The following is a 19,828-nucleotide window of genomic DNA, read 5'->3' on the forward strand; positions in this document are numbered from 1 at the left end:
CGATGCTTTGATGGCAATAGACGCTGGCGACTCGTGGCAATTGCCGCTAAAGCCCGGCCATGACCGATACAACTGCGATCCTCGACTATCTCACCGCCGAGCAGGACGAAGCTGCCGGCCTTGAACATGGCATCAAGGCAGACGAATGGGAGCGGCTGGTCACCCGGCTGAACCGCAAGCCCAATCTCGTTGAATTGGGCATATATTCGGTGATGTGGTCAGAGCACTGCTCCTATAAATCCTCACGCCGTCATCTCTCGAAATTCCCGACAAAAGGCGCCCGCGTCATACAGGGTCCGGGCGAGAATGCTGGCGTCATCGATATCGGCGATGGTCAGGCCGCCATCTTCAAGATGGAGAGCCACAACCATCCTTCTTACATTGAGCCCTATCAGGGCGCGGCGACAGGCGTCGGTGGTATCCTACGCGACGTGTTCACGATGGGAGCGCGCCCGATCGCGCTTGTGAATGCCCTGCGTTTCGGTTCGCCGGATCACCCGAAAACCCGTAGCCTGGTGGCAGGTGTTGTTGCGGGCATTGGCGGTTACGGCAACTGCGTTGGCGTTCCGACCGTGGCCGGCGAGACGCAGTTCGATGAAGGCTACAACGGCAATATCCTCGTGAATGCGATGGCCGTCGGACTCGCAGATCAGGACAAGATCTTCTACGCGCGTGGCGCCACGCCCGGGAACCCGATCTTCTATGTCGGCTCGAAGACCGGCCGCGACGGCATTCACGGCGCGACCATGGCGTCGGCAGAATTTTCCGAAGGCGATGAAGAAAAGCGTCCCACAGTTCAGGTTGGCGATCCGTTCACAGAGAAGCTGCTGATTGAAGCTTGTCTGGAGCTTATGGCGACCGATGCCATCCAGGCGATCCAGGACATGGGGGCTGCGGGCCTCACCTCTTCTTCGGTCGAGATGGCGGCGTCCGGCGGGGAGAATGGCGAAGGCATCGGCGTGGAGATGGACCTCGACAAGGTGCCTCAACGCGAGGAAGGCATGACTGCCTATGAGATCATGTTGTCGGAAAGCCAGGAGCGCATGCTCATGGTGCTTTACCCGGACAAGATCGAAATCGCCAAGGCGATCTTCGACAAATATGACCTCGACGCCGAAGTGATTGGCGAAACGACGGATACTGGGCATCTCGTACTGAAGCAGTTCGATAAAGTCGTCTGCGATATACCGGTGGCTCCGCTTGCCGATGATGCCCCAAACTACGACCGTCCGTGGAATGAACCGCCCAAGCGCGCGGCGTTCGACATTTCAAGACACCCGGAACCCGCTGATTACAGCGAAGTTCTGATGAAGCTGATGTCTTCTCCAGACATGGCATCCAAGCGCTGGGTATGGGAGCAGTACGATCGCCATGTGATGGGCGACACGGTCGACAGTTCCCAATCCGGAGGCGATGCAGCCATCGTCCGTGTGCACGAAACAAACAAGGCGCTTGCCATCTGTTCCGACTGCAACCCGCATTACGTGGCTGCGGATCCGTATGAAGGCGGAAAGGCAGTCGTGGCAGAAGCCTATCGCAATCTTTCATCGGTCGGCGCGACACCCATTGCGATCACAGACAACCTCAATTTCGGCAACCCGGAAAAGCCGAACACCATGGGCTATATCGTGAAGGCGATTGAAGGCATGGCCGAAGCCTGCCGCGTGCTCGACTTCCCGGTCGTTTCCGGGAACGTGTCGCTTTATAATGAAACTGATGGCGTCGCCATTCCGCCGACCCCCGTTGTGGGAGGTGTTGGCCTGATCGAAGACCTGTCGAAAACGGCAACGCTGAAAGGCGCGCAGCCTGGTGACGTTTTGATCCTCGTCGGTGACACGACCGGGCATCTCGGAGCGTCGCTTTATGCGCGGGTGTGGCTGAACCTGAAGGGTGACACGCTCGGACCGCCACCAACAATTGATCTCGATCTTGAGAAGCGCCATGCCGCGTTCGTGCGCGACCTGATCGAAAAAGGCATGGTTCACGCGGTGCATGACGTCAGCGATGGCGGCGTTGCTTGCGCTGCCACGGAAATGGCGCTGGCCGGCGCTATCGGTCTGACCGTATCGCTTGACGATGTGGGGACGGATGAAGCCCGCGCCACCGACATGTTCTGCGAAGCTCAGGGGCGTTACCTGCTCGCGGTTGATCCTGCGGCACAGGGGGAAATCGTTGCCTTGGGGAACTCCCTGAAAATCAACGCTGGTTGGTGTGGCAAAGCAGGTGGAGACAAGCTGACGATCGTCGCCGATCCTGTCAGTAACCGTGTCCTCGCCGATCTGCCTCTCGCAAAACTGAGAGCGGCTCACGAAGGCTGGCTGCCGTCCTACATGAACTCTGTAGACTGACCTTAGGGCTCAGTTACTGCATTTGCCGCTTCGTTGGTGAGCGTAAGATCCAGGGAATCGAGTTCCCGATCGGCGGCAATCGCGGCCATGACCAATGTGTCCGCTGAATGCACAAAGAAGTCTATCGGGATCAGATCAAACTCATCTGTAGGCTTATGATAGTCCGGGTAATCCTCGACACCGAAATACAGGAACGGGATACCTGCTTCAAAAAATGCAGCCTGATCGGACAACATCGTCCAATCATCATGGCCCTGCTCCGGACGATCATGGCCCATCAGCAATTTCACTGGCGCAGTGGCTGCAAGCTGCTCAACAAACGAGACCAGGCCGGGGCTGTGATAAGTGCCAGAGACATAAAGTTCATCCGTATCTGAGCGGCTGACCATGTCGAAGTTCAGGTTCAGCGCGACCCTGTCCATATCCACTTCACCAGACCGTACGAGATTGCGGGATCCGAGCGCGCCGGGCTCCTCTCCATCGACAAGTGCAAACAAGATGTCGTGCTCAGGCTTGTGCTCGGTGAACCATGCTGCCACTGCAATCAGTGCCGCAGCGCCCGAAGCATTGTCGTCGGCACCATTGTAGATTTCGCCGTCGATCACACCGAGATGGTCAAAGTGAGCCGTTATGGCCAGCATCCGCCCCTCACCCGGTGTCTTCCCTTCGATCACACCTATCAGGTTCGTTCCCTTGATTGGTGTAGAGTCTTTCGCACCCGGTTGAGGCAGCACCGTGAAAACATGTTCGTAGGAATCCCCGATCTTGGTGAGCTTCAGGGTCTCGAACCGCTTTCGAAGGAAACCGCGAGCGGCTTCGTTACCCGGCGTGCCAATGGCCCGCCCTTCCAATGCATCATTGGACAGAACTTCGGTCAGGTGCAGCAATTCCCCGACATCGACATACTTGCTCTTCGGCAGCTCTATCGTGACTACAGCTGGCTCGTGTGACGTATTCAGGAACCAGAACAGACCCAAGGCCAGAAATGCAAACAGGCCGGCCGCGACCGTCCAGATATTCTTCCTCATGAGGGGGCCCTTTCGTCGCCGGGCCGGACGGTAGGATCAGGCACCCAACCGCGCAAGGCGTCCACTGCTGCGCTTGACGGAACCGCCAGAGCAACCCAACTGAGCCCGGCAATCGAGGAGAACCCCATGGGCATGTCGCGCGAAATTCTGATGGAGCACCTGACGGAAGCCTTTCCGGAGGCGGAAATCATCCTGACCGATCTCGCGGGCGACAATGACCATTGGCAGGCAGAGATCGTCAGCCCGCAATTCGCCGGCGTTCCACGCGTCAAACAGCACCAACTCGTCTATGCTGCCCTCAAAGGAAAGATGGGCGGGGAGCTCCACGCGCTGGCTCTGAAAACACGCGCACCCTGACGCGCAGCGCCCCGATTGACCTTACGGAGGGTTCACGGTTTTCTCCGCCCCAATCGGAGGAGACCATCCATGAAAAGAATCACCCTTTCCGTCAGCGTCGTCGCGCTTTGCGCCGCATTGGCATCCTGCGCGGCCGACACGACGCCGCCCCCAGAAGCCACACTTACCGACGCACCGGTAGTCGATGAAGCCGCCGCCCAGATCGCGGAAGCAACAGCATTCGTCGCGCGGGCTGAGGCTGAACTGGCCGCGCTAAACAAGGTCACAGCGCTCGCCTATTGGGCCAATGAGACAAACATCACGGACGAGACGGACGCCGCAGCGGCAGAAGCTGGCGCGAAGATGACCAAGCTCGCCGTGTCTCTCGCCAATGAATCCAAGCAGTACGATGTCGCCATCATGCCTTATGATGTTGCCCGCAAGATCCGCATTCTTCGTAGCGGCATCACCATTCCGGCGCCGTCCCGTGAAGGCGCAGCGGAAGAGCTTTCCACTCTCATGACGGATCTGAACTCGACCTATGGCAAGGGCAAGTTCGAGTACAAGGGCGAGATGATCAACCTGGATGAGGCGTCGACGATCATAGAGACGTCCCGCGATCCGGAAGAGCTGAAGGCCGTCTGGGAAGGCTGGCGCACCGTGTCGCCGCCGATGAAGGACGAATACGCCGAGATGGTCGCCCTCGCCAATGAAGGCGCGCAGGAACTCGGCTACCCGACCTTGGACAAGATGTGGCTGTCAAACTACGACATGCCGCCGGAAGAGATGGAAGCGGAAGTCCAGCGTCTCTGGGGCCAGGTTGAACCGCTCTACGAGCAGCTGCATTGCTATGCCCGTTCGAAACTCAACGCGACCTATGGCGATGACGTCCAGCCAAAGACGGGTCCGATCCGTGCTGACCTGCTTGGAAACATGTGGGCTCAGCAATGGTCGTCAATCTACGACATCGTGAAGCCGGACACGACGCCCGTCAGCTATGACCTGACCACCCGCCTGAACGAACAAGGCTACACGCCGGTGAAGATGGTGGAGACCGGCGAAGGCTTCTTCACGTCCCTTGGCTTCGACCCGCTGCCGGAAACCTTCTGGGAGCGATCGATGATCACCCGGCCAGAGGGCAAGGAAGTCGTCTGCCATGCATCGGCATGGGACCTCGACGATGAAGACGATGTGCGCATCAAGATGTGCACCGAAATCAATTCAGAGGACTTCTTCACCGTCCACCACGAACTGGGGCACAATTTCTACCAGCGCGCCTACAAGGACCAGCCATATCTTTACAAGAATGGCGCACATGATGGCTTCCACGAGGCCATCGGTGACTTCGTCGCCCTGTCGATCACGCCGGAATACCTGGAACAGATCGGTTTGATCACCGAAGAGGAAAAGCCCGGCCCGGATGCCGACACCGCCCTGCTGATGCAGACGGCGCTCGACAAGATCGCCTTCCTTCCTTTCGCCCTGACGGTCGACAGCTGGCGCTGGGATGTCCTGAACGGCACGACGGCACCAGAAGACTACAACAAGGCCTGGTGGGACCTGCGCCTGAAGAACCAGGGCATCGTGCCGCCCGGTCCGCGCCCAGCTGACGCGTTCGACCCCGGCGCCAAGTATCACATCCCCGGAAACACACCTTACCTGCGCTATTTCCTGTCCTTCGTGATGCAGTTCCAGTTCCACAAGGCCGCCTGTGAGCAGGCTGGCTGGGACGGCCCTCTGCACCGCTGCTCGATCTACGGCAATGAGGAAGTCGGAGCGCGTTTCAACGAAATGCTGGAAGCCGGCATGTCGCGCCCCTGGCCGGAAACGCTGGAGAAATTCACCGGCACCCGCGAAATGGATGCAAGCGCCATGGTGGAGTATTTCGAGCCTCTGACCGAGTATCTGGACGAACAGAACGAAGGCCAGTCCTGCGGTTGGGACTAGGTTTTACCTGAATGGCATGGGGCGGCACGCTTGACGCCGCCCCTGATCCACCACACATCACGGGAAATCCGGAGACACGACCATGACCGACCAAGCCACGCTCGATGCCATCAATCAGGCCGTAGAAAGCAATGACGTCGTCCTTTTCATGAAAGGCACGCCGACCTTCCCGCAGTGCGGCTTCTCTTCCGTCGTGGTGCAGGTGCTGGATTATCTCGGTGTTGAATACGTCGCGACGAACGTTCTGGAAAACCAGGCCGTCCGCGAAGGCATCAAGGTCTACTCTGAATGGCCGACCATTCCTCAGCTCTATGTGAAGGGTGAGTTCGTCGGCGGCTGTGACATCGTCAAAGAAATGTTCGAAAGCGGTGAGCTGCGCGATTTCATGAAGGACAAAGGCATCGAGCTGGAAGACGCCTGATCGTCTACGCGAAGAAAAACAGCCCGATCAGGATCAGGATCGGGACCAGCGACATCCCGAACAGATTGCGCGTGAAGGCGTAAGTGCCGATCCATTTGTCGATTTCCGGATCGCCACTTTCGGCGGTCGTGGTCACCATCTCGACATTGTCGCCCTTGATGACCGTATCGTCCGACAGGATGTACTTCTGTAGCGACCCTTCGAGCAGCAGCGCGCCGAAATAGAAGAGGCCGCTGAAGCTGATACTGGCGAACGCGAAGGCCATGACAATAGGCGCGACCTCCGGCTTCCGGAATTGCCCCATCAGCCAAAGTGACACCAGCAGCACTGTGGCACCGACAATGAGGGCCACAATCTGAATGAGCCTCAGACGCCTGAAATTCGGCTTGGAATCCTGTTTGTCGGTCATGCGGTGCGTCCTTCCGCTTTCCTGTCCCACACTTTCAATATAGCAGAGCGGCCATGGACACGACCACCCGACCCGCCCCGATCCGCCCGACGCAGCCGAAAGTCGGCATTGTTTCGCTCGGCTGCCCGAAAGCGCTTGTTGATTCCGAGCGGATCATCACGCGCCTGCGCGCAGAGGGATACCAGATCGCGCCGGACTATTCGGGCGCCGACCTTGTGCTGGTGAACACGTGCGGATTCCTCGACAGCGCACGCGACGAAAGCCTTGAAGCAATTGGTGAGGCCATCGAAGCCAACGGCAAGGTAATCGTAACCGGATGCCTCGGCGCAGAGCCTGACGTGATCGAAAAGGCCCACCCGAAGGTGCTCGCGATCACCGGCCCGCATCAGTACGAAGACGTGATGGCCGCCGTGCACACACACCTGACGCCGCCACACAATCCGCATTTGGACCTTGTGCCCGAGGCTGGCCTTCGCCTGACGCCGCGCCACTATGCCTACCTCAAGATCTCTGAGGGCTGCAACAACCGCTGCAGCTTCTGCATCATTCCGAAACTTCGCGGCGATCTCGTTTCCCGGCCGATCCATCATGTGCTGACGGAAGCCGAACAGCTGGTGAAAGCCGGTGTGAAGGAGCTTCTCGTCATCAGTCAAGATACGTCCGCTTACGGCCTCGATGTGCGCTACAAGCCGGAATCCTGGCGGGGAACGGAATACGAAACCCGTTTCCTCGATCTCGCCAAAGGCCTGGGCAGCCTCGGTGTATGGACTCGGATGCATTACGTTTATCCCTACCCGCATGTTGATGCTGTCATCCCCATGATGGCGGAAGGTCTGATCACGCCTTATCTGGATATTCCGTTCCAGCACGCTTCGGCGAACGTGCTGAAAGCGATGAAACGCCCTGCGAAACAGGACAAGGTTCTGGAGCGCATCCAGCAATGGCGCCGAGATGTGCCGGACCTCGCGATCCGCTCCACCTTCATCGTCGGTTTCCCGGGGGAGACCGAGGAAGACTTCGATATCCTTCTGGACTTCATCCGCGAGGCGAAGATCGATCGCGCGGGCTGCTTCCAGTATGAGAACGTCGCCCACGCCGATAGCCGCGCCCTGCCCGGTCACGTTCCGGACGAAGTGAAAAAAGAGCGCTGGCACCGCTTCATGAAGGTTCAGGCGGAAGTTTCGGCCACGCGCGCGGAGGCGCAGGTCGGCACCGTACAGGACGTCATCATCGATGGTGCCGATGAAGAACCCGGCATGATGATCGCCCGCACGAAAGCGGATGCACCGGAAGTCGATGCGGTGGTTTACCTGGAAAACGCCGCCCATTTGAAACCGGGCGATATCGTGCCGGCGAAAATCACCGGCGCCGACGATTACGACCTCTACGCCACGCCCGCCTGAGCACGCATCCGCTCGCCCGCTTCGCGTGCCTCGGCCCGTCTCGCATCCATCAGCTTGGACATGTGGCCATTGTAAGTCGCAAGCGTCGCCGCTTCTGCCAGCTCGGGACGTCCTCCTGCAAATGGCGGCGCCGGGGCATATTCGTAACCGAGCGTCAGCGCCTTCGCATACGCCTCCCCGGCAATCTCTGCGACCATTGTCAGGGCGAAGTCTATACCCGCGGTCACACCTCCGCCCGTGAACGTGTTCCCGTCTCGAACGACGCGACCTTCATCGACGATGGCATCGAACTCCGTCAGCAGCTCTCGCCACGCCCAGTGGCAAGCCGCCCGCTTGCCCTGGAGCAAGCCTGCTGCACCCAGTATGAGCGAACCGGTACAGACCGAGGTGACATATGTCGCGCCTCGCCCAAGGCGGCGCACCTCCCCTACAAATTCTTCATCGAGCGCAACTGACGTGGCCGTGACACCGCCGGGAACGCAGATCAGATCGCAATGTTCGATCTCCGACAGTTTCGCCGTTCGTCCGATGACAAGATTGCCTTCGGCGACGACCTCGCCTCCGCGACGGCTGGCGATCATGGTTTGAGCACCGGGTAGTCGGCACAAGACCTGGTGTGGTCCGGTAAAGTCCAGATGAGTCATGTCATCGTAGACGGCAAACACGGTTGTGAACGACTTGGTCATGGCGGCCTCCTTGCTGGCCGGTCTTTTCTCGACTAAAGACGCGTTGGCAGAAAGGACAATGTTCCCATGATTACCGCCAACACGAGAACCCGCGAGATTGGTGTACTTGTCTTTGAAGACTTTCAGCTTCTGGATGCGGCTGGCCCCATTTCCGTTTTTGAAATGCCTATGCGCGGAATATCGCCTCCCCCATACAAGCTGAATCTGTATTCTTTGCCTGGAGGCCTCGTCCGCGCATCCGGTGGTATCAGCCTTCACACCGAAAAACTCCCGAATGGACTGACTCTGGATACATTAGTTGTGTCGGGCGGCGAAGGTACTCGACAAGTCATGCGAAACGAGGCCTTCCTGAATGCAATCAAGGACATATCAAGCCGGACACGGCGGACAACGTCCGTCTGCTCCGGGTCCATTCTTCTCGCCGCGGCGGGTCTTCTCTACGGCCGACGCGCCACCACACACTGGCGCCGTTGCCCGGACATGGCCCGGCGTTTCCCGGACGTGACCGTCGAGGCCGACCGGATATTCGTTCAGGACGGCAAGTTCTGGACCTCAGCAGGTATTACTGCCGGGATCGATCTTGCCCTCGCGCTGGTCGAAGATGACCTCGGCACTGAAGTCGCACGCCGTTCTGCTCGCGAGTTGGTGGTCCATCACCGCCGGCATGGCGGCCAGTCGCAGTTCTCTGTGATGCAGGACGTAAAGCTAGTGTCCGGTCGTTTTGATTCCCTCATCGACTGGATTCGTTCCCATCTTTCGAGCGAACTCAAAGTCGAGCAAATCGCTGAAAAGGCTGGTATGAGCCCGCGGAATTTCGCGCGCGTTTTCCGGTCCGAGACCGGAACGACGCCTGCTCGGTTTGTCGAAAAGCTGCGCCTGGAATCCGCCCGGCAACGTGTTGAAACCTCTAGCATATCTCTGCAGCAGATTGCTCAGGACACCGGCTTTGGTGACGCTGAACGAATGCGAACTGCCTTTGTCAGAACATACGGCCAGCCCCCAATGGTTTTGCGCCGCCAAGGGCAGGCTTGATCCAAACAAAAATGCAGATCGCGTCAAATTTATCGAATTTCGACGATTGACATATCGTATTTCGATAATTCATAGTTCTCCTGTTCAAGGAGATCATGCATGAAACGCCCAGCCACCTGTTTCGCCGCGTTGCTTATATTGGCCACGCCAGCCGCTCTTGCCGAAACCAAATCTTATCCAGCCCAGCCGTTTTCCGAGATCGAAGCGGGCGGACCGATCGATGTGATCTATGAGCGGGCTGCAACACCTTCTATTGTCGTGGAACAGGCCGAAAATGACTTCAGCGACATCTACCTGGATTTCGATGGGGACACGCTCATCGTCTCCCGCAACAGCGTCCGCAACCGCTCCGGCTGGTTCAACAAGGTCAGCATCAACACGAAAAACGACCGGAAGATCATCAAGGTCAACGGCAAACGCGTTCCCTACTACATCGTCCGAGTTTCCGGCCCGGATCTCGATGGCGTTGAAGTGAAAAAGTCCGCCAAGCTGACAGCGAATGGCGTGGAAAGCGGCTCATTCAAAGGCCACGCGTCCTCCAGCGGGGATCTCGAACTTAACGGCAGTGCCACCGAAGCAGAACTCCACGCATCGTCGAGTGGAGACATTCTCGCCGCCGGATTCCGTGCAGAGTCGTTGGACATTCAGATATCATCAAGCGGCGATGTCGAAGCCACTTCTTCCGGCACGGGACTTGTGCAGGTTGAAGCTTCGTCCAGCGGCGATCTCGAACTCAATTCACTGGGCGCCGCCGAATTCCTGATTCAGACCTCTTCCAGTGCTGATCTTGAACTGAAAGGCCAGTGCGCAAGCATCAAAGTCGAAGCGTCCTCCAGTGCTGATGTGGACGCAAACGACCTCACCTGCCGCTCAGCAGATGTAACGGCGTCCAGCAGTGCTGATGTCAGCGTCACAGCCACAGATTCGATTGTTGCGCGCGCTACCAGCTCTGGAGACATCTATGTTTCAGGTTCTCCGGTACATCGCGACATAACCAGGTCCAGCGGTGGCGACATCGATTTCGGCAGCTAATCTGAAGGACAAGAACCATGAAGAAGCCTCTGATCTTTTCCGCCCTTTTTGCAGCAACTGCATTTGCGGCATCAGCAAATACAACTGAAACATATGACATTACCGGTTTTGACGAACTCGACATCTCTGCGGGCGTGGAAGTGATCTATGAAAACGCCGCCGATTACAGCGTCGTCGCGGATTTCCGCCGTGGTGGTCCCGAAGACATGAAAATTCGGAAGGACGGCGACCGGCTACAAATCTCCCGGAAAATGAAATCCGGTTGGGGAGACAAAGTACGCGTAACGGTTCGGGTATCGTCCCCGGAACTCAATGCCATTGAAGCCAGCTCCGGGTCATCCATTGAAGCTTCTGGCATTCATGCCAACGAATTCGTCCTCGAAGTCTCTAGCGGCGCTTCGGCGGAATTGTCCGGCACGTGCGGCAATCTGGACTTGAAAGTCAGCTCTGGCGGCAATGCTGATGCGAAAGACCTGCATTGCCGCTCCGTTTCAGCCGCAGCTAGCAGCGGTGGCTCAGCCGACGCTTATGCCAGCGAAAGCGCGACCGGCAAAACGTCGAGCGGCGGCAGTATTGATATCTGGGGCAATCCGCCGGACCGCTCGGCCAATCACTCCATCAGCGGTGGCAGCACGGATTTCCACTAGGAAAAATCAAAATCCTCAAGCCGGTAATCTGTTTGAGGCCAGCTGAGGTTCATGTCTTCCAGCGCGCCGCGTACCAGACGAGCGATCATGGCATTGCGGCGCGTACGGCTGTCCGAAGGGATGATGTACCAGGGAGAATGTTCCGTCGAACACCGGTGCACAGCCGTTTCGTACGCCGCCATGAAATCTTTCCAGAGCGCCCGGTCATCAAGGTCGGCCGGATTGAATTTCCAGTACTTGTGTTGCTCCTCAAGGCGCTCACGCAGCCTGATCCCCTGTTCCTCGTACCCTATGTTCAGCATGCATTTGATGATCGTAACGCCATTTTCGGACAGGTGTTTCTCAAACGCATTGATCTGCTCGTAGCGCTTCTCAACATCTTCCGGACTGGCAAAGCCCCGAACTTTTACAACCAGCACATCTTCATAATGGGACCTGTCGAAGATCCCCACATGCCCTTTCCTCGGGACGGCATTGTGGACCCGCCAGAGATAATCCCGTGCCAATTCGTTTGAACTCGGCGCTTTAAATGCCTTCACTTCCATACCGAGCGGCGTGGTCTCCGCGAAAACGGATTTGATCGTGCCGGACTTCCCTGCCGTGTCCATTCCCTGCAAAACCACCAGAATCGACCGTTTCTTTTCGGCGTAGAGAATATCCTTCAGCTCATTGATAACAGCGGCGTCCTTTTTCAGGCTGGTTTTCGCGAGGGATTTGTCCTCGAACAGGGTCCGGTCGGCACTGTTGCGTTTGGAAAGGTCAAACGGCTTCCCCGGCTCCGCGACAAGATATTTGCGGACATCGGAAATGCTGGGAATGCTCATTGAATTGACTCTCCATAGAAAAAGGCCGCTCCAGTCTGGCGCGGCCTATTCCGTAGTTCAAGAAACTTGGACGTCTTACGACGAGTAGAATTCGACCACCTGGGCCGGTTCCATCTTCACCGGATACGGCACGTCAGCCAGTTCCGGAACGCGCATGAAGGTTGCGCTCATCGCTTTCGGGTCGACCTCAACGTAATCCGGGAGATCCCGTTCCGGGCTGCCCAGAGCCTCAAGCACGAGAGCCATATTGCGCGATTTCTCGCGGATCTGGACCACATCACCCGGCTTCAGGCGGACAGAACCGATGTTACAGCGGCGGCCGTTGACCATGACATGGCCGTGGTTGACGAACTGGCGAGCTGCAAAGATCGTTGGCACGAACTTGGCGCGGTACACGACGGCGTCGAGGCGCGATTCCAGCAGGCCGATCAGGTTCTCGGCGGTGTTGCCTTTGATCCGTGCGGCTTCTTCGTAGATACGCGCGAACTGTTTCTCGGTGAGATCGCCGTAGTAGCCTTTCAGCTTCTGCTTCGCCATGAGCTGCATACCGAAGTCGGACGTCTTGCTGCGGCGGTTCTGGCCGTGCTGCCCGGGCTTGTAGTTGCGCTTGTTGACGGGGGACTTCGGACGGCCCCAGATGTTCTCACCGACGCGACGGTCGATCTTGTACTTCGCGCTGTGGCGACGTGACATGGTAGTACCTCAATGTCGACGCGGACCGGTGGGCAAGCTCATCCTGCCCACGATTTCAACGGCGGTTCCGCACCATCCCGTACTGAAGCGGCGGGTAAAACACCAAACCAGTGCTTCCGTCAAGCGGCGTACCTGCTACAGGTACTGTAACAACAACGGGAGGAATACATGGGCTTACTTGATGGTCGCGTCGCCATTGTGACGGGAGCTGGCAGCGGCATAGGCCGGGCCGCAGCGGTGGCATTGGCCAAAGAAGGCGCCGCGATCTTCGCGACTGACATTGACCAGGACGGACTAAAACAGACCTACGACATGATTATGTCTGGCGCTGGCCGGATCGAAACCATGCTTCAGGACGTTACGGACGAGGCCCTTTGGGACACTGTGATCGCCGAAACCGAGTCGAAACTCGGCAAGCCGTCGATCCTGGTCAACAATGCCGGCATCGCGGTCGGCGGTCCAATTCCGGACTTCTCTCTCGATGACTGGAAGAAGCAGATGTCTGTAAACGTCGACAGCGTCTTCCTGGGTACCCGCGCGGCAATTCGCGCGATGAAGGACACTGGCGGCTCGATCGTGAACTTGTCTTCCGTCGCTGGCCTGCGTGGGGCGGCAGGGCTCAGCGCCTATTGCGCCTCCAAGGGCGCAGTGCGCCTGTTCACAAAGGCTGCTGCGGTAGAGTGTGCCCGCGCGGGCATGGGTATCCGGGTGAATTCCGTCCATCCAGGCATCATCGATACGCCGATTTGGCAAAAGTCCATTGTTGAAGGAATGCCGCCTGAAATGACGGCAGGCGGCGCAAATGCGGTCGATCCCGAGATGCTGGGTGCAGTAGCCTCTCCAATGGGCCGGGCCGGTGACCCTTCGGAAGTGGCAGACATGATAGTCTATCTCGCGTCGGACAAATCCAGTTACGTCAATGGACAGGAATTGGTCGTCGATGGCGCCATGACTGCAGGCGGGTAAGGCGAGACATTCGCAACTTAAGCGATAACGCCCTCAGAAATTCTGAGGCAATATGGGTCGGCGGCGTCGATCTATTGCCGGCAAACACCGCGTTGTTCCAACCCGGCATTGGTAACTGTCGCAGTTTCCGAAGAAATCATTCAAAGCGATAATTGGTTCGGCCGTGCAATATGCACGGCCGAATCACGCACTTTCCTTGCTGTGGTCCGTCGACTCAGGCCCTAGTTCTGAACGGAAATCGTTCAACGAAGCCAGAAGGACATGCTTAATCTTCGCCAATCTGTCGTTTTGGTGTCAGATCTTGCACGTAAAAAATGAAAAACTTTGCGCTGACAGGAACTGAGAGATAAGCCAGACGTGTAGAAAATACTGCAGGTTCGAAGATACAACCAAAACGGACCTACGGCTGTCTGATTTTGAAAAGCGGGTTTTCTGCAACGGGCGTATTCCGTTCGTATAGTTTTAACTAGCGACTGCGTAGAATTGTGCAGTGAGATGGCAAGAAGTGTCTTGGATGATGAACGTGTGCACCACGATCATTGAAAGCCCGCGCCTCCCGGTCAGCCTTGAGCTTTCGGGAGATGAGGTCAAAGCTGTAGCCGGCACTGACGGACAGTCGTCATGCACCGCGACCTTGCCGCCGATTTATCCCGAATGGCTGGGTGATCGAGCCTTTTCCGCGACGCACGGCGCGAGATTCAACTATGTCGTCGGAGAAATGGCGCGGGGCATTGCCACGCCACGTATGGTTGTCGAAGCCGTGCGCGCTGGCTGTCTTGGGTTCTATGGCAGCGCAGGACTGCCTCTGACTGAGATTGAGCGTGGATTGCGTGAGATCAAAGCGGCGCTGTCCCCCGACCAGATCAGCTGGGGCGCAAACCTGATCCATACCCCGCAGCAACCAGGCTATGAAGCCGACGTAGTAGACCTCTTCCTGAGGGAGGGAGTGCGGCGCGTCTCGGCATCCGCCTACATGCGCCTCTCCCCTGAAATCGTGCGTTACACTGCGCTCGGTCTTCAGCGCGGTCCAGATGGAAGGATCCTCCGGACGAACCATGTCTTTGCAAAGGTTTCCCGGGCCGAGGTCGCCGAACAATTCCTGGCCCCCGCACCAGACGCAATCCTCAAACAGCTCGTGGAAGCAGGCGCCATAACAGGAGAGCAAGCGGACCTCGCCTCAACCGTTCCAGTCGCTGCAGAAATAACCGCGGAAGCGGATTCCGGCGGGCACACCGATCGACGATCGGCTGCTCCGCTCTTTTCTTCTATTTGCGCGGCCCGGGACCGTGTCGCCACAAAGACCGGCATAGACCCGGACATTATCCGCATTGGGCTGGCCGGCGGAATTGCGACCCCTCATGCCGTCGCCGCAGCGTTCAGCATGGGGGCAGCCTACGTCCTGACGGGATCCATCAATCAGGCCGCTGTGGAATCTGGCCTGTCCCTTCCCGGTCGACAACTTCTAGCGAAAGCAGGCCCGGCAGACGTCGCGATGGCGCCTGCCGCCGATATGTTCGAACAGGGTGTCGAGGTTCAGGTTCTCAAACGCGGGACCCTCTTTGCCATGCGGGGCAAGAAACTGTTTCAGTTTTACCGCTCGGGCGCTGCCTTCGAGACACTGGATTCCAATGACCAAGCCTGGGTGGAAGATGTTCTGGGCGAGCCGTTCGAAAGCGCGTGGCAAGCGACACGCGAATACATCCGGACAGTGAACCCCAAAGAGGCTGAGCGAGCCGAAGCTGACGGAAATAAACGCCTGGCCCTGGTCGCAAGGCGCTACCTGTTCTCCGGCGCCCAACTCGCACGCGAGGGCAACCCGGCCCGTTTGGCAGACTACCAAATATGGTGTGGCCCGGCACAAGGCGCATTCAATGAATGGGGGGACGGCACCTTCCTGGAAGACATTTCCAATCGCACAGTAAGCCAGATAGCCTGGAACCTGATGGAGGGCGCCGCGCGCATTACCCGCGCAGCCCAGCTGCGCGCAGTCGGCGTCGCCGTTCCACCCTCTGCATTCAATTACATCCCGCAACAATTTGCTGAATCGGAGGCTGCGTGATGCCGAAACAGACCGCTGCGCCTGTCGCCATTGTCGGTCTTGGTGCCGTATTTCCCGGGCGTGGAGACGTTACGGGATTCTGGCGCGACCTGTTCGAAGGCCGGGATCTGATCAGCGATGTTCCGCCCAGCCATTGGCTGATCGATGACTACTATGATGAAGACCCAAAAACCAAAGACCGGACCTACGGACGGCGGGGTGGCTTCATCAACCCCCTCGCATTCGATCCGCTCTACTTCGGCATCCCCCCCAAAGCGATGGAAGGAACGGATACGGCGCAACTGCTCGCCCTGATTGCTGCGCAGATGACGCTGGAAGATATCGAACGTGACTCAGACGGCATGATCGACAAGTCACGTACGAGCATCATTCTCGGCGTTGCATCTGCAACTGAGATGACTGCCCATATGGCGGGACGGCTCCAGCGCCCCGCCTGGGTGGATGCCATGCGCCAGGCTGGTTTGCCGGAAAGCCAGGTTCAGGACATCGCGAAGCGGATCGAGGACCATTATGTGGACTGGCAAGAAGCCACATTCCCGGGTCTTCTGGGCAATGTGATCGCTGGCCGGATCGCAAACAGATTTGACCTGACCGGCAGCAACTATGTGACCGACGCAGCCTGCGCCTCCAGCCTCTCAGCGCTGCAAATTGCATTACACGAACTAAGGTCAGGCGACAGCGACACAGTTCTCACGGGCGGCGTGGACGCCCTGAACGACATTTTGATGTACATGTGTTTCTCCAAGACGCCAGCCTTGTCGCCGTCCGGAGATTGTCGACCGTTTTCAACTCGCGCAGACGGCACAATGCTCGGAGAAGGCATCGGCATGCTCGCTCTGCGGCGTCTGGACGACGCCGAGCGGGATGGAAACAAGATCTACGCAGTCATCAAGGGTCTGGGTGGCGCGTCTGATGGCAAAGGAACGGCGATCTACAGCCCGGTTCCACATGGACAAGCGCGGGCACTGGTCCGCGCATATGAGCAGGCCGGATACGATCCGTCTACAGTCGACCTTGTTGAAGCGCACGGCACGGGCACCAAGGCCGGGGACAAGGCCGAGATCGAAGGCCTGCACCTGGTATTCGGGGAATATGCCGGTGAAGCCCCCTGGTGCGCTGTTGGTTCCGTCAAAGCGCAGATCGGACACACAAAAGCGGCAGCTGGCTCCGCAAGCCTAATCAAGGTAGCCCATGCCCTGAGCCGAAAGGTGCTGCCCCCGACCATAAAGGTGGAAGAACCGGCAGAAGCCATCAAAAGCAGCCCGGTATTCTATCTCAATACAGAGGCCCGCCCCTGGATATCTTCCAAGAATCGGCCCCGCAGAGCATCAGTAAGTTCGTTCGGGTTCGGAGGAAGTAACTTCCACGTCACACTGGAAGAATACAATGGTCCGAACGCGGCAAAGCCCTGGCGTTCCCTGCCGTCCGAATTGTTTCTTTTCTCCGCAGAAACCGAGGCAGAACTTGCGACGCAGATTGAAGCGTTTCGGTCCGGACTTTCGGAACAAGCATTCGCTTTCCGCGCCTCCGAAACGCAATCGGCGTTTGACCCTGCAGCGCCGGTCCGGGCGGCGATCGTTGCGGAATCCCCGGAAGATTTGGCCACCAAAACAACAAGCGTGGCCGACGTCCTGAATAGCGGTGAGATTGGCAAACGCCCCTTGAAAGCCGGCTGCCATGTGTCGCTGGAGCCGCCCACAGACGGCAAGATCGCTTTCATGTTCTCTGGCCAAGGCAGTCAATATGTCGGCATGGGCGCCGACCTGGCAATGGCGTTCCCTGAAGCCAGATCTGTCTGGGATGAAGCAGCCAGCCACAAACGTGCAGGCGAATTAAAACTGCACAAACTGGCCTTCCCTCCAGCTGCATTCGACCAGGTAAAACACGGCGACCAGACGGATCGCCTGAAAGCCATGGAGCATGCCCAGCCAGCGATCGCAGCTGTTGCACTGTCACATCTCTCGCTACTGTCACAGGCAGGCGTCAGAGGTGACATGGCTGCCGGGCACAGTTTCGGTGAAATCATGGCGCTGCATTATGGCGGCGCGATGAACACAACGAGCGCGCTTTCGGCTGCGGTGGACCGCGGTGCCCTGATGGCCGAAGCGGCTCAGTCCAGTTCCGGGTCCATGATGGCCGTTCAGGCAGCATCAGAAGACATCGGAAGCGTCATCTCCCGCTTTGGTCCGGACCTTGTACTCGCAAACGACAACGGCCCGAGTCAGGTTGTCCTGTCCGGTCCGACTGACATTGTAAACCGTGCTCTGGAAATGTGCGCCGAGGACGGATTGAAAGCGCGCCTCCTGCCCGTGGCGACTGCCTTCCACTCAAAAATCGTTGCCTCAGCAGTTGAACCGTTTGCAGCGGCGCTCAAAAAGCTGCGCCTGCGTAAACCATCTCTTCCCGTCTACGCGAATGCGACGGCGGAGCCTTACGCCTGCACCGGAACACAACTGCCCGAAGAAGTCGCCAATCAACTCGCCTCGCCGGTCAGGTTCAGAGAATTGGTCGAGCGTTTGTACAAGGACGGCGCCCGGATTTTTGTCGAGGTTGGTCCGGGTTCGGTTGTTTCCGGCTTGGTGGATGATGTCCTCGGCTCCCGTCCACACAAAACCGTTTCAATCGACAACAAACGCGTCAATGGCGTGGCTCAGTTTCTGTCCACATTGGGCGCATTGTCCGTTGCGGGTGTCTCTGTGGATTTCGCCACGCTTTTCGAAGGCCTGCCGGCCGAGCCGCCCCGTCCCGCTCCTTCGAAACATGCGATCATGATCTCGGGGGCCAATTACGGCAAACCCTACCCGCCCCCTGAAGGCGCCGCAGGGAAAGCTGCCCCCAACCACGAGCAGCGCGCCAGAACGGTTACCGATACGCCGCTTCGATCAGAAGATCGGTATCAAGAAACGCCCCTTCCCCAAGCTTCAATCACATCCAGTCCCCAGGAACCTGTCATGCCGGATTCATCCTACTCCTCGTTCCCATCCATGCCTTCTTACGAGCCGACCGGATCGACCGGTGAAACGCCAGCTGAGCGGGTGCTGATGGAAGTGTCGCGCCGGCATTCGGAATTCATGAACATGGCTTCGTCGGCACATGCTGCGTATCTGAATACCGTCTCTCAGGTGATGGCCGGGACGGCAACATCGGTTTCGCAATCGACCAAAGCCCTTGCCATGCCTGCAGCAGCTCCTGTTGCGCCAGTAGCTCCGGCACCACGACAATCTGAACCAGAAGTCGCGGTGGCTTCCGTTATTTCAAGTCCAATAGTCGCGCCTGCCAGAAAACCTGCCGCCCCCAAACCTGCACCCTCGCAGGAAATGGCACCTCCGCCAGCGGCCCTTCCGAAAAATCCTTCTCCTCCTCCGACGAATTCCGCCTCCCCAACCAAGGCACAGGAGTTGGATGCTGTTGCGCTTGTCCGGGGCATCATTGCGGAAAAGACCGGTTATCCGGAAGACATGCTCGACGTCGATATGGATCTTGAAGGGGAACTTGGAGTGGATTCCATCAAACAGGTGGAAATCCTCTCGACGATCCGGGAACAACTTCCTGATCTTCCGGAGATTGATCCCGAGCGTCTGGTAGAACTTCGCACCATTGGCGCCATCGCAGATATGGTTTCCGGTTCTGGCGAAACGCCACAGCCTGTACAGGCGAAACAAGCAGCGCTGATTCCTGCTCCGCCAGCTCCGGCTACGGCCCAACCAGGCATCACCACTGAAAACGGAACAATCACGCCAGATATCGTCAGAGAACTGATCGCGGACAAAACCGGCTATCCCAGCGATATGCTGGAAGATGACATGGACCTTGAAGGGGAACTTGGCGTCGATTCCATCAAGCAGGTCGAAATCCTGTCTGCACTTAGAGATCAATATCCGGACCTGCCGGAAGTCGATCCGGAAGTGCTTGTAGAACTTCGGACAATCAGGGCAATCGCAGATTTTTTTGCCTGAGGGGCGGCACGCCTGAACCGGCGGTCCGTCCCGGCGCAATA

General features: G+C 58.1%; 16 protein-coding genes. 11 read left to right on the forward strand and 5 right to left on the reverse strand.

Translation table 11 applies throughout. The features are described from left to right. The first annotated feature begins 59 nt into the window (after positions 1–59). The gene (purL, locus tag R3C98_RS08050) at positions 60–2,348 is read left to right on the forward strand and encodes a phosphoribosylformylglycinamidine synthase subunit PurL (RefSeq protein WP_371313599.1); all 2,289 of its coding nucleotides are present in this window, start codon (positions 60–62) and stop codon (positions 2,346–2,348) included. A gap of 2 nt (positions 2,349–2,350) precedes the next feature. Here the strand turns inward: purL and R3C98_RS08055 are convergent, their stop codons facing one another. Continuing rightward, positions 2,351–3,376 carry a M20/M25/M40 family metallo-hydrolase gene (locus tag R3C98_RS08055; protein WP_371313600.1) on the reverse strand — a complete coding sequence of 342 codons (1,026 nt, stop codon included), beginning with the start codon at positions 3,374–3,376 and terminating at the stop codon, positions 2,351–2,353. Positions 3,377–3,502: 126 nt separating this feature from the next. Here R3C98_RS08055 and R3C98_RS08060 point away from each other — a divergent pair, with 126 nt between their 5' ends. The 3 genes from R3C98_RS08060 (at position 3,503) to grxD (ending at position 6,080) form a co-directional block, all read left to right on the forward strand. After that, positions 3,503–3,733, forward strand: a complete 231-nt coding sequence (locus tag R3C98_RS08060; RefSeq protein WP_321489710.1) for a BolA family transcriptional regulator — start codon at positions 3,503–3,505, stop codon at positions 3,731–3,733. A gap of 69 nt (positions 3,734–3,802) precedes the next feature. Continuing rightward, positions 3,803–5,659 (forward strand): M2 family metallopeptidase, encoded by a 1,857-nt coding sequence (locus R3C98_RS08065; RefSeq protein ID WP_371313601.1) that lies wholly within the window; start codon positions 3,803–3,805, stop codon positions 5,657–5,659. Between the two features lie 82 nt (positions 5,660–5,741). Then, positions 5,742–6,080 (forward strand): Grx4 family monothiol glutaredoxin, encoded by a 339-nt coding sequence (gene grxD / locus R3C98_RS08070; protein ID WP_371313602.1) that lies wholly within the window; start codon positions 5,742–5,744, stop codon positions 6,078–6,080. 4 nt (positions 6,081–6,084) lie between these two features. Here grxD and R3C98_RS08075 read toward each other — a convergent pair whose 3' ends face one another. Further along, on the reverse strand, positions 6,085–6,489 hold the full coding sequence (locus tag R3C98_RS08075; RefSeq protein WP_371313603.1) for a hypothetical protein: 405 nt from the start codon (positions 6,487–6,489) through the stop codon (positions 6,085–6,087). Between the two features lie 53 nt (positions 6,490–6,542). Between R3C98_RS08075 and rimO the strand changes: the two genes are divergently transcribed. Further along, positions 6,543–7,892, forward strand: coding sequence for a 30S ribosomal protein S12 methylthiotransferase RimO (gene rimO / locus R3C98_RS08080; protein WP_371313604.1), 1,350 nt, complete (start codon positions 6,543–6,545; stop codon positions 7,890–7,892). Here the strand turns inward: rimO and R3C98_RS08085 are convergent. Then, the gene (locus R3C98_RS08085; RefSeq protein ID WP_371313605.1) at positions 7,874–8,578 is read right to left on the reverse strand and encodes a DJ-1/PfpI family protein; all 705 of its coding nucleotides are present in this window, start codon (positions 8,576–8,578) and stop codon (positions 7,874–7,876) included. The two genes, rimO and R3C98_RS08085, sit on opposite strands and share 19 nt — an antisense overlap. Positions 8,579–8,644: 66 nt before the next feature. Here R3C98_RS08085 and R3C98_RS08090 point away from each other — a divergent pair, with 66 nt between their 5' ends. The 3 genes from R3C98_RS08090 (at position 8,645) to R3C98_RS08100 (ending at position 11,289) form a co-directional block, all read left to right on the forward strand. Continuing rightward, positions 8,645–9,610 (forward strand): GlxA family transcriptional regulator, encoded by a 966-nt coding sequence (locus R3C98_RS08090; protein ID WP_371313606.1) that lies wholly within the window; start codon positions 8,645–8,647, stop codon positions 9,608–9,610. Positions 9,611–9,709: 99 nt separating this feature from the next. Beyond that, positions 9,710–10,642, forward strand: coding sequence for a GIN domain-containing protein (locus tag R3C98_RS08095; RefSeq protein WP_371313607.1), 933 nt, complete (start codon positions 9,710–9,712; stop codon positions 10,640–10,642). Between the two features lie 17 nt (positions 10,643–10,659). Next, a complete protein-coding gene (locus R3C98_RS08100; RefSeq protein WP_371313608.1) occupies positions 10,660–11,289 on the forward strand; it encodes a GIN domain-containing protein in 630 nt (209 codons plus the stop codon). On the opposite strand, the gene R3C98_RS08105 is transcribed toward R3C98_RS08100, so the two are convergent. Beyond that, complete coding sequence (locus R3C98_RS08105) at positions 11,286–12,113, reverse strand: PPK2 family polyphosphate kinase (protein WP_371313609.1); 828 nt, start codon at positions 12,111–12,113, stop codon at positions 11,286–11,288. The two genes, R3C98_RS08100 and R3C98_RS08105, sit on opposite strands and share 4 nt — an antisense overlap. 75 nt (positions 12,114–12,188) lie before the next feature. Beyond that, complete coding sequence (gene rpsD, locus R3C98_RS08110) at positions 12,189–12,806, reverse strand: 30S ribosomal protein S4 (RefSeq protein WP_371313610.1); 618 nt, start codon at positions 12,804–12,806, stop codon at positions 12,189–12,191. 168 nt (positions 12,807–12,974) lie between these two features. On the opposite strand from rpsD, the gene R3C98_RS08115 reads away from it, so the two are divergent. From R3C98_RS08115 to R3C98_RS08125, 3 genes are all read left to right on the forward strand, one after another. Then, positions 12,975–13,772: an SDR family NAD(P)-dependent oxidoreductase gene (locus R3C98_RS08115; protein WP_371313611.1), complete on the forward strand. Its 798-nt coding sequence runs from the start codon at positions 12,975–12,977 to the stop codon at positions 13,770–13,772. A gap of 514 nt (positions 13,773–14,286) precedes the next feature. After that, positions 14,287–15,831, forward strand: coding sequence for a PfaD family polyunsaturated fatty acid/polyketide biosynthesis protein (locus R3C98_RS08120; RefSeq protein WP_371313612.1), 1,545 nt, complete (start codon positions 14,287–14,289; stop codon positions 15,829–15,831). Further along, a complete protein-coding gene (locus R3C98_RS08125; RefSeq protein WP_371313613.1) occupies positions 15,831–19,787 on the forward strand; it encodes a beta-ketoacyl synthase N-terminal-like domain-containing protein in 3,957 nt (1,318 codons plus the stop codon). The genes R3C98_RS08120 and R3C98_RS08125 overlap by 1 nt, the downstream gene beginning before the upstream one ends. Positions 19,788–19,828 lie beyond the last annotated feature (41 nt).

The organism is Hyphomonas sp., from assembly GCF_041398465.1.
GTDB lineage: Bacteria > Pseudomonadota > Alphaproteobacteria > Caulobacterales > Hyphomonadaceae > Hyphomonas.

Excerpts from the sequence above, each read along its gene's own strand:
- purL (WP_371313599.1), top strand. The coding sequence starts at position 60 with ATGACCGATACAACTGCGATCCTCGACTATCTCACCGCCGAGCAGGAC.
- R3C98_RS08055 (WP_371313600.1), bottom strand. The coding sequence starts at position 3,376 with ATGAGGAAGAATATCTGGACGGTCGCGGCCGGCCTGTTTGCATTTCTG.
- R3C98_RS08060 (WP_321489710.1), top strand. The coding sequence starts at position 3,503 with ATGGGCATGTCGCGCGAAATTCTGATGGAGCACCTGACGGAAGCCTTT.
- R3C98_RS08065 (WP_371313601.1), top strand. The coding sequence starts at position 3,803 with ATGAAAAGAATCACCCTTTCCGTCAGCGTCGTCGCGCTTTGCGCCGCA.
- grxD (WP_371313602.1), top strand. The coding sequence starts at position 5,742 with ATGACCGACCAAGCCACGCTCGATGCCATCAATCAGGCCGTAGAAAGC.
- R3C98_RS08075 (WP_371313603.1), bottom strand. The coding sequence starts at position 6,489 with ATGACCGACAAACAGGATTCCAAGCCGAATTTCAGGCGTCTGAGGCTC.
- rimO (WP_371313604.1), top strand. The coding sequence starts at position 6,543 with ATGGACACGACCACCCGACCCGCCCCGATCCGCCCGACGCAGCCGAAA.
- R3C98_RS08085 (WP_371313605.1), bottom strand. The coding sequence starts at position 8,578 with ATGACCAAGTCGTTCACAACCGTGTTTGCCGTCTACGATGACATGACT.
- R3C98_RS08090 (WP_371313606.1), top strand. The coding sequence starts at position 8,645 with ATGATTACCGCCAACACGAGAACCCGCGAGATTGGTGTACTTGTCTTT.
- R3C98_RS08095 (WP_371313607.1), top strand. The coding sequence starts at position 9,710 with ATGAAACGCCCAGCCACCTGTTTCGCCGCGTTGCTTATATTGGCCACG.
- R3C98_RS08100 (WP_371313608.1), top strand. The coding sequence starts at position 10,660 with ATGAAGAAGCCTCTGATCTTTTCCGCCCTTTTTGCAGCAACTGCATTT.
- R3C98_RS08105 (WP_371313609.1), bottom strand. The coding sequence starts at position 12,113 with ATGAGCATTCCCAGCATTTCCGATGTCCGCAAATATCTTGTCGCGGAG.
- rpsD (WP_371313610.1), bottom strand. The coding sequence starts at position 12,806 with ATGTCACGTCGCCACAGCGCGAAGTACAAGATCGACCGTCGCGTCGGT.
- R3C98_RS08115 (WP_371313611.1), top strand. The coding sequence starts at position 12,975 with ATGGGCTTACTTGATGGTCGCGTCGCCATTGTGACGGGAGCTGGCAGC.
- R3C98_RS08120 (WP_371313612.1), top strand. The coding sequence starts at position 14,287 with ATGATGAACGTGTGCACCACGATCATTGAAAGCCCGCGCCTCCCGGTC.
- R3C98_RS08125 (WP_371313613.1), top strand. The coding sequence starts at position 15,831 with ATGCCGAAACAGACCGCTGCGCCTGTCGCCATTGTCGGTCTTGGTGCC.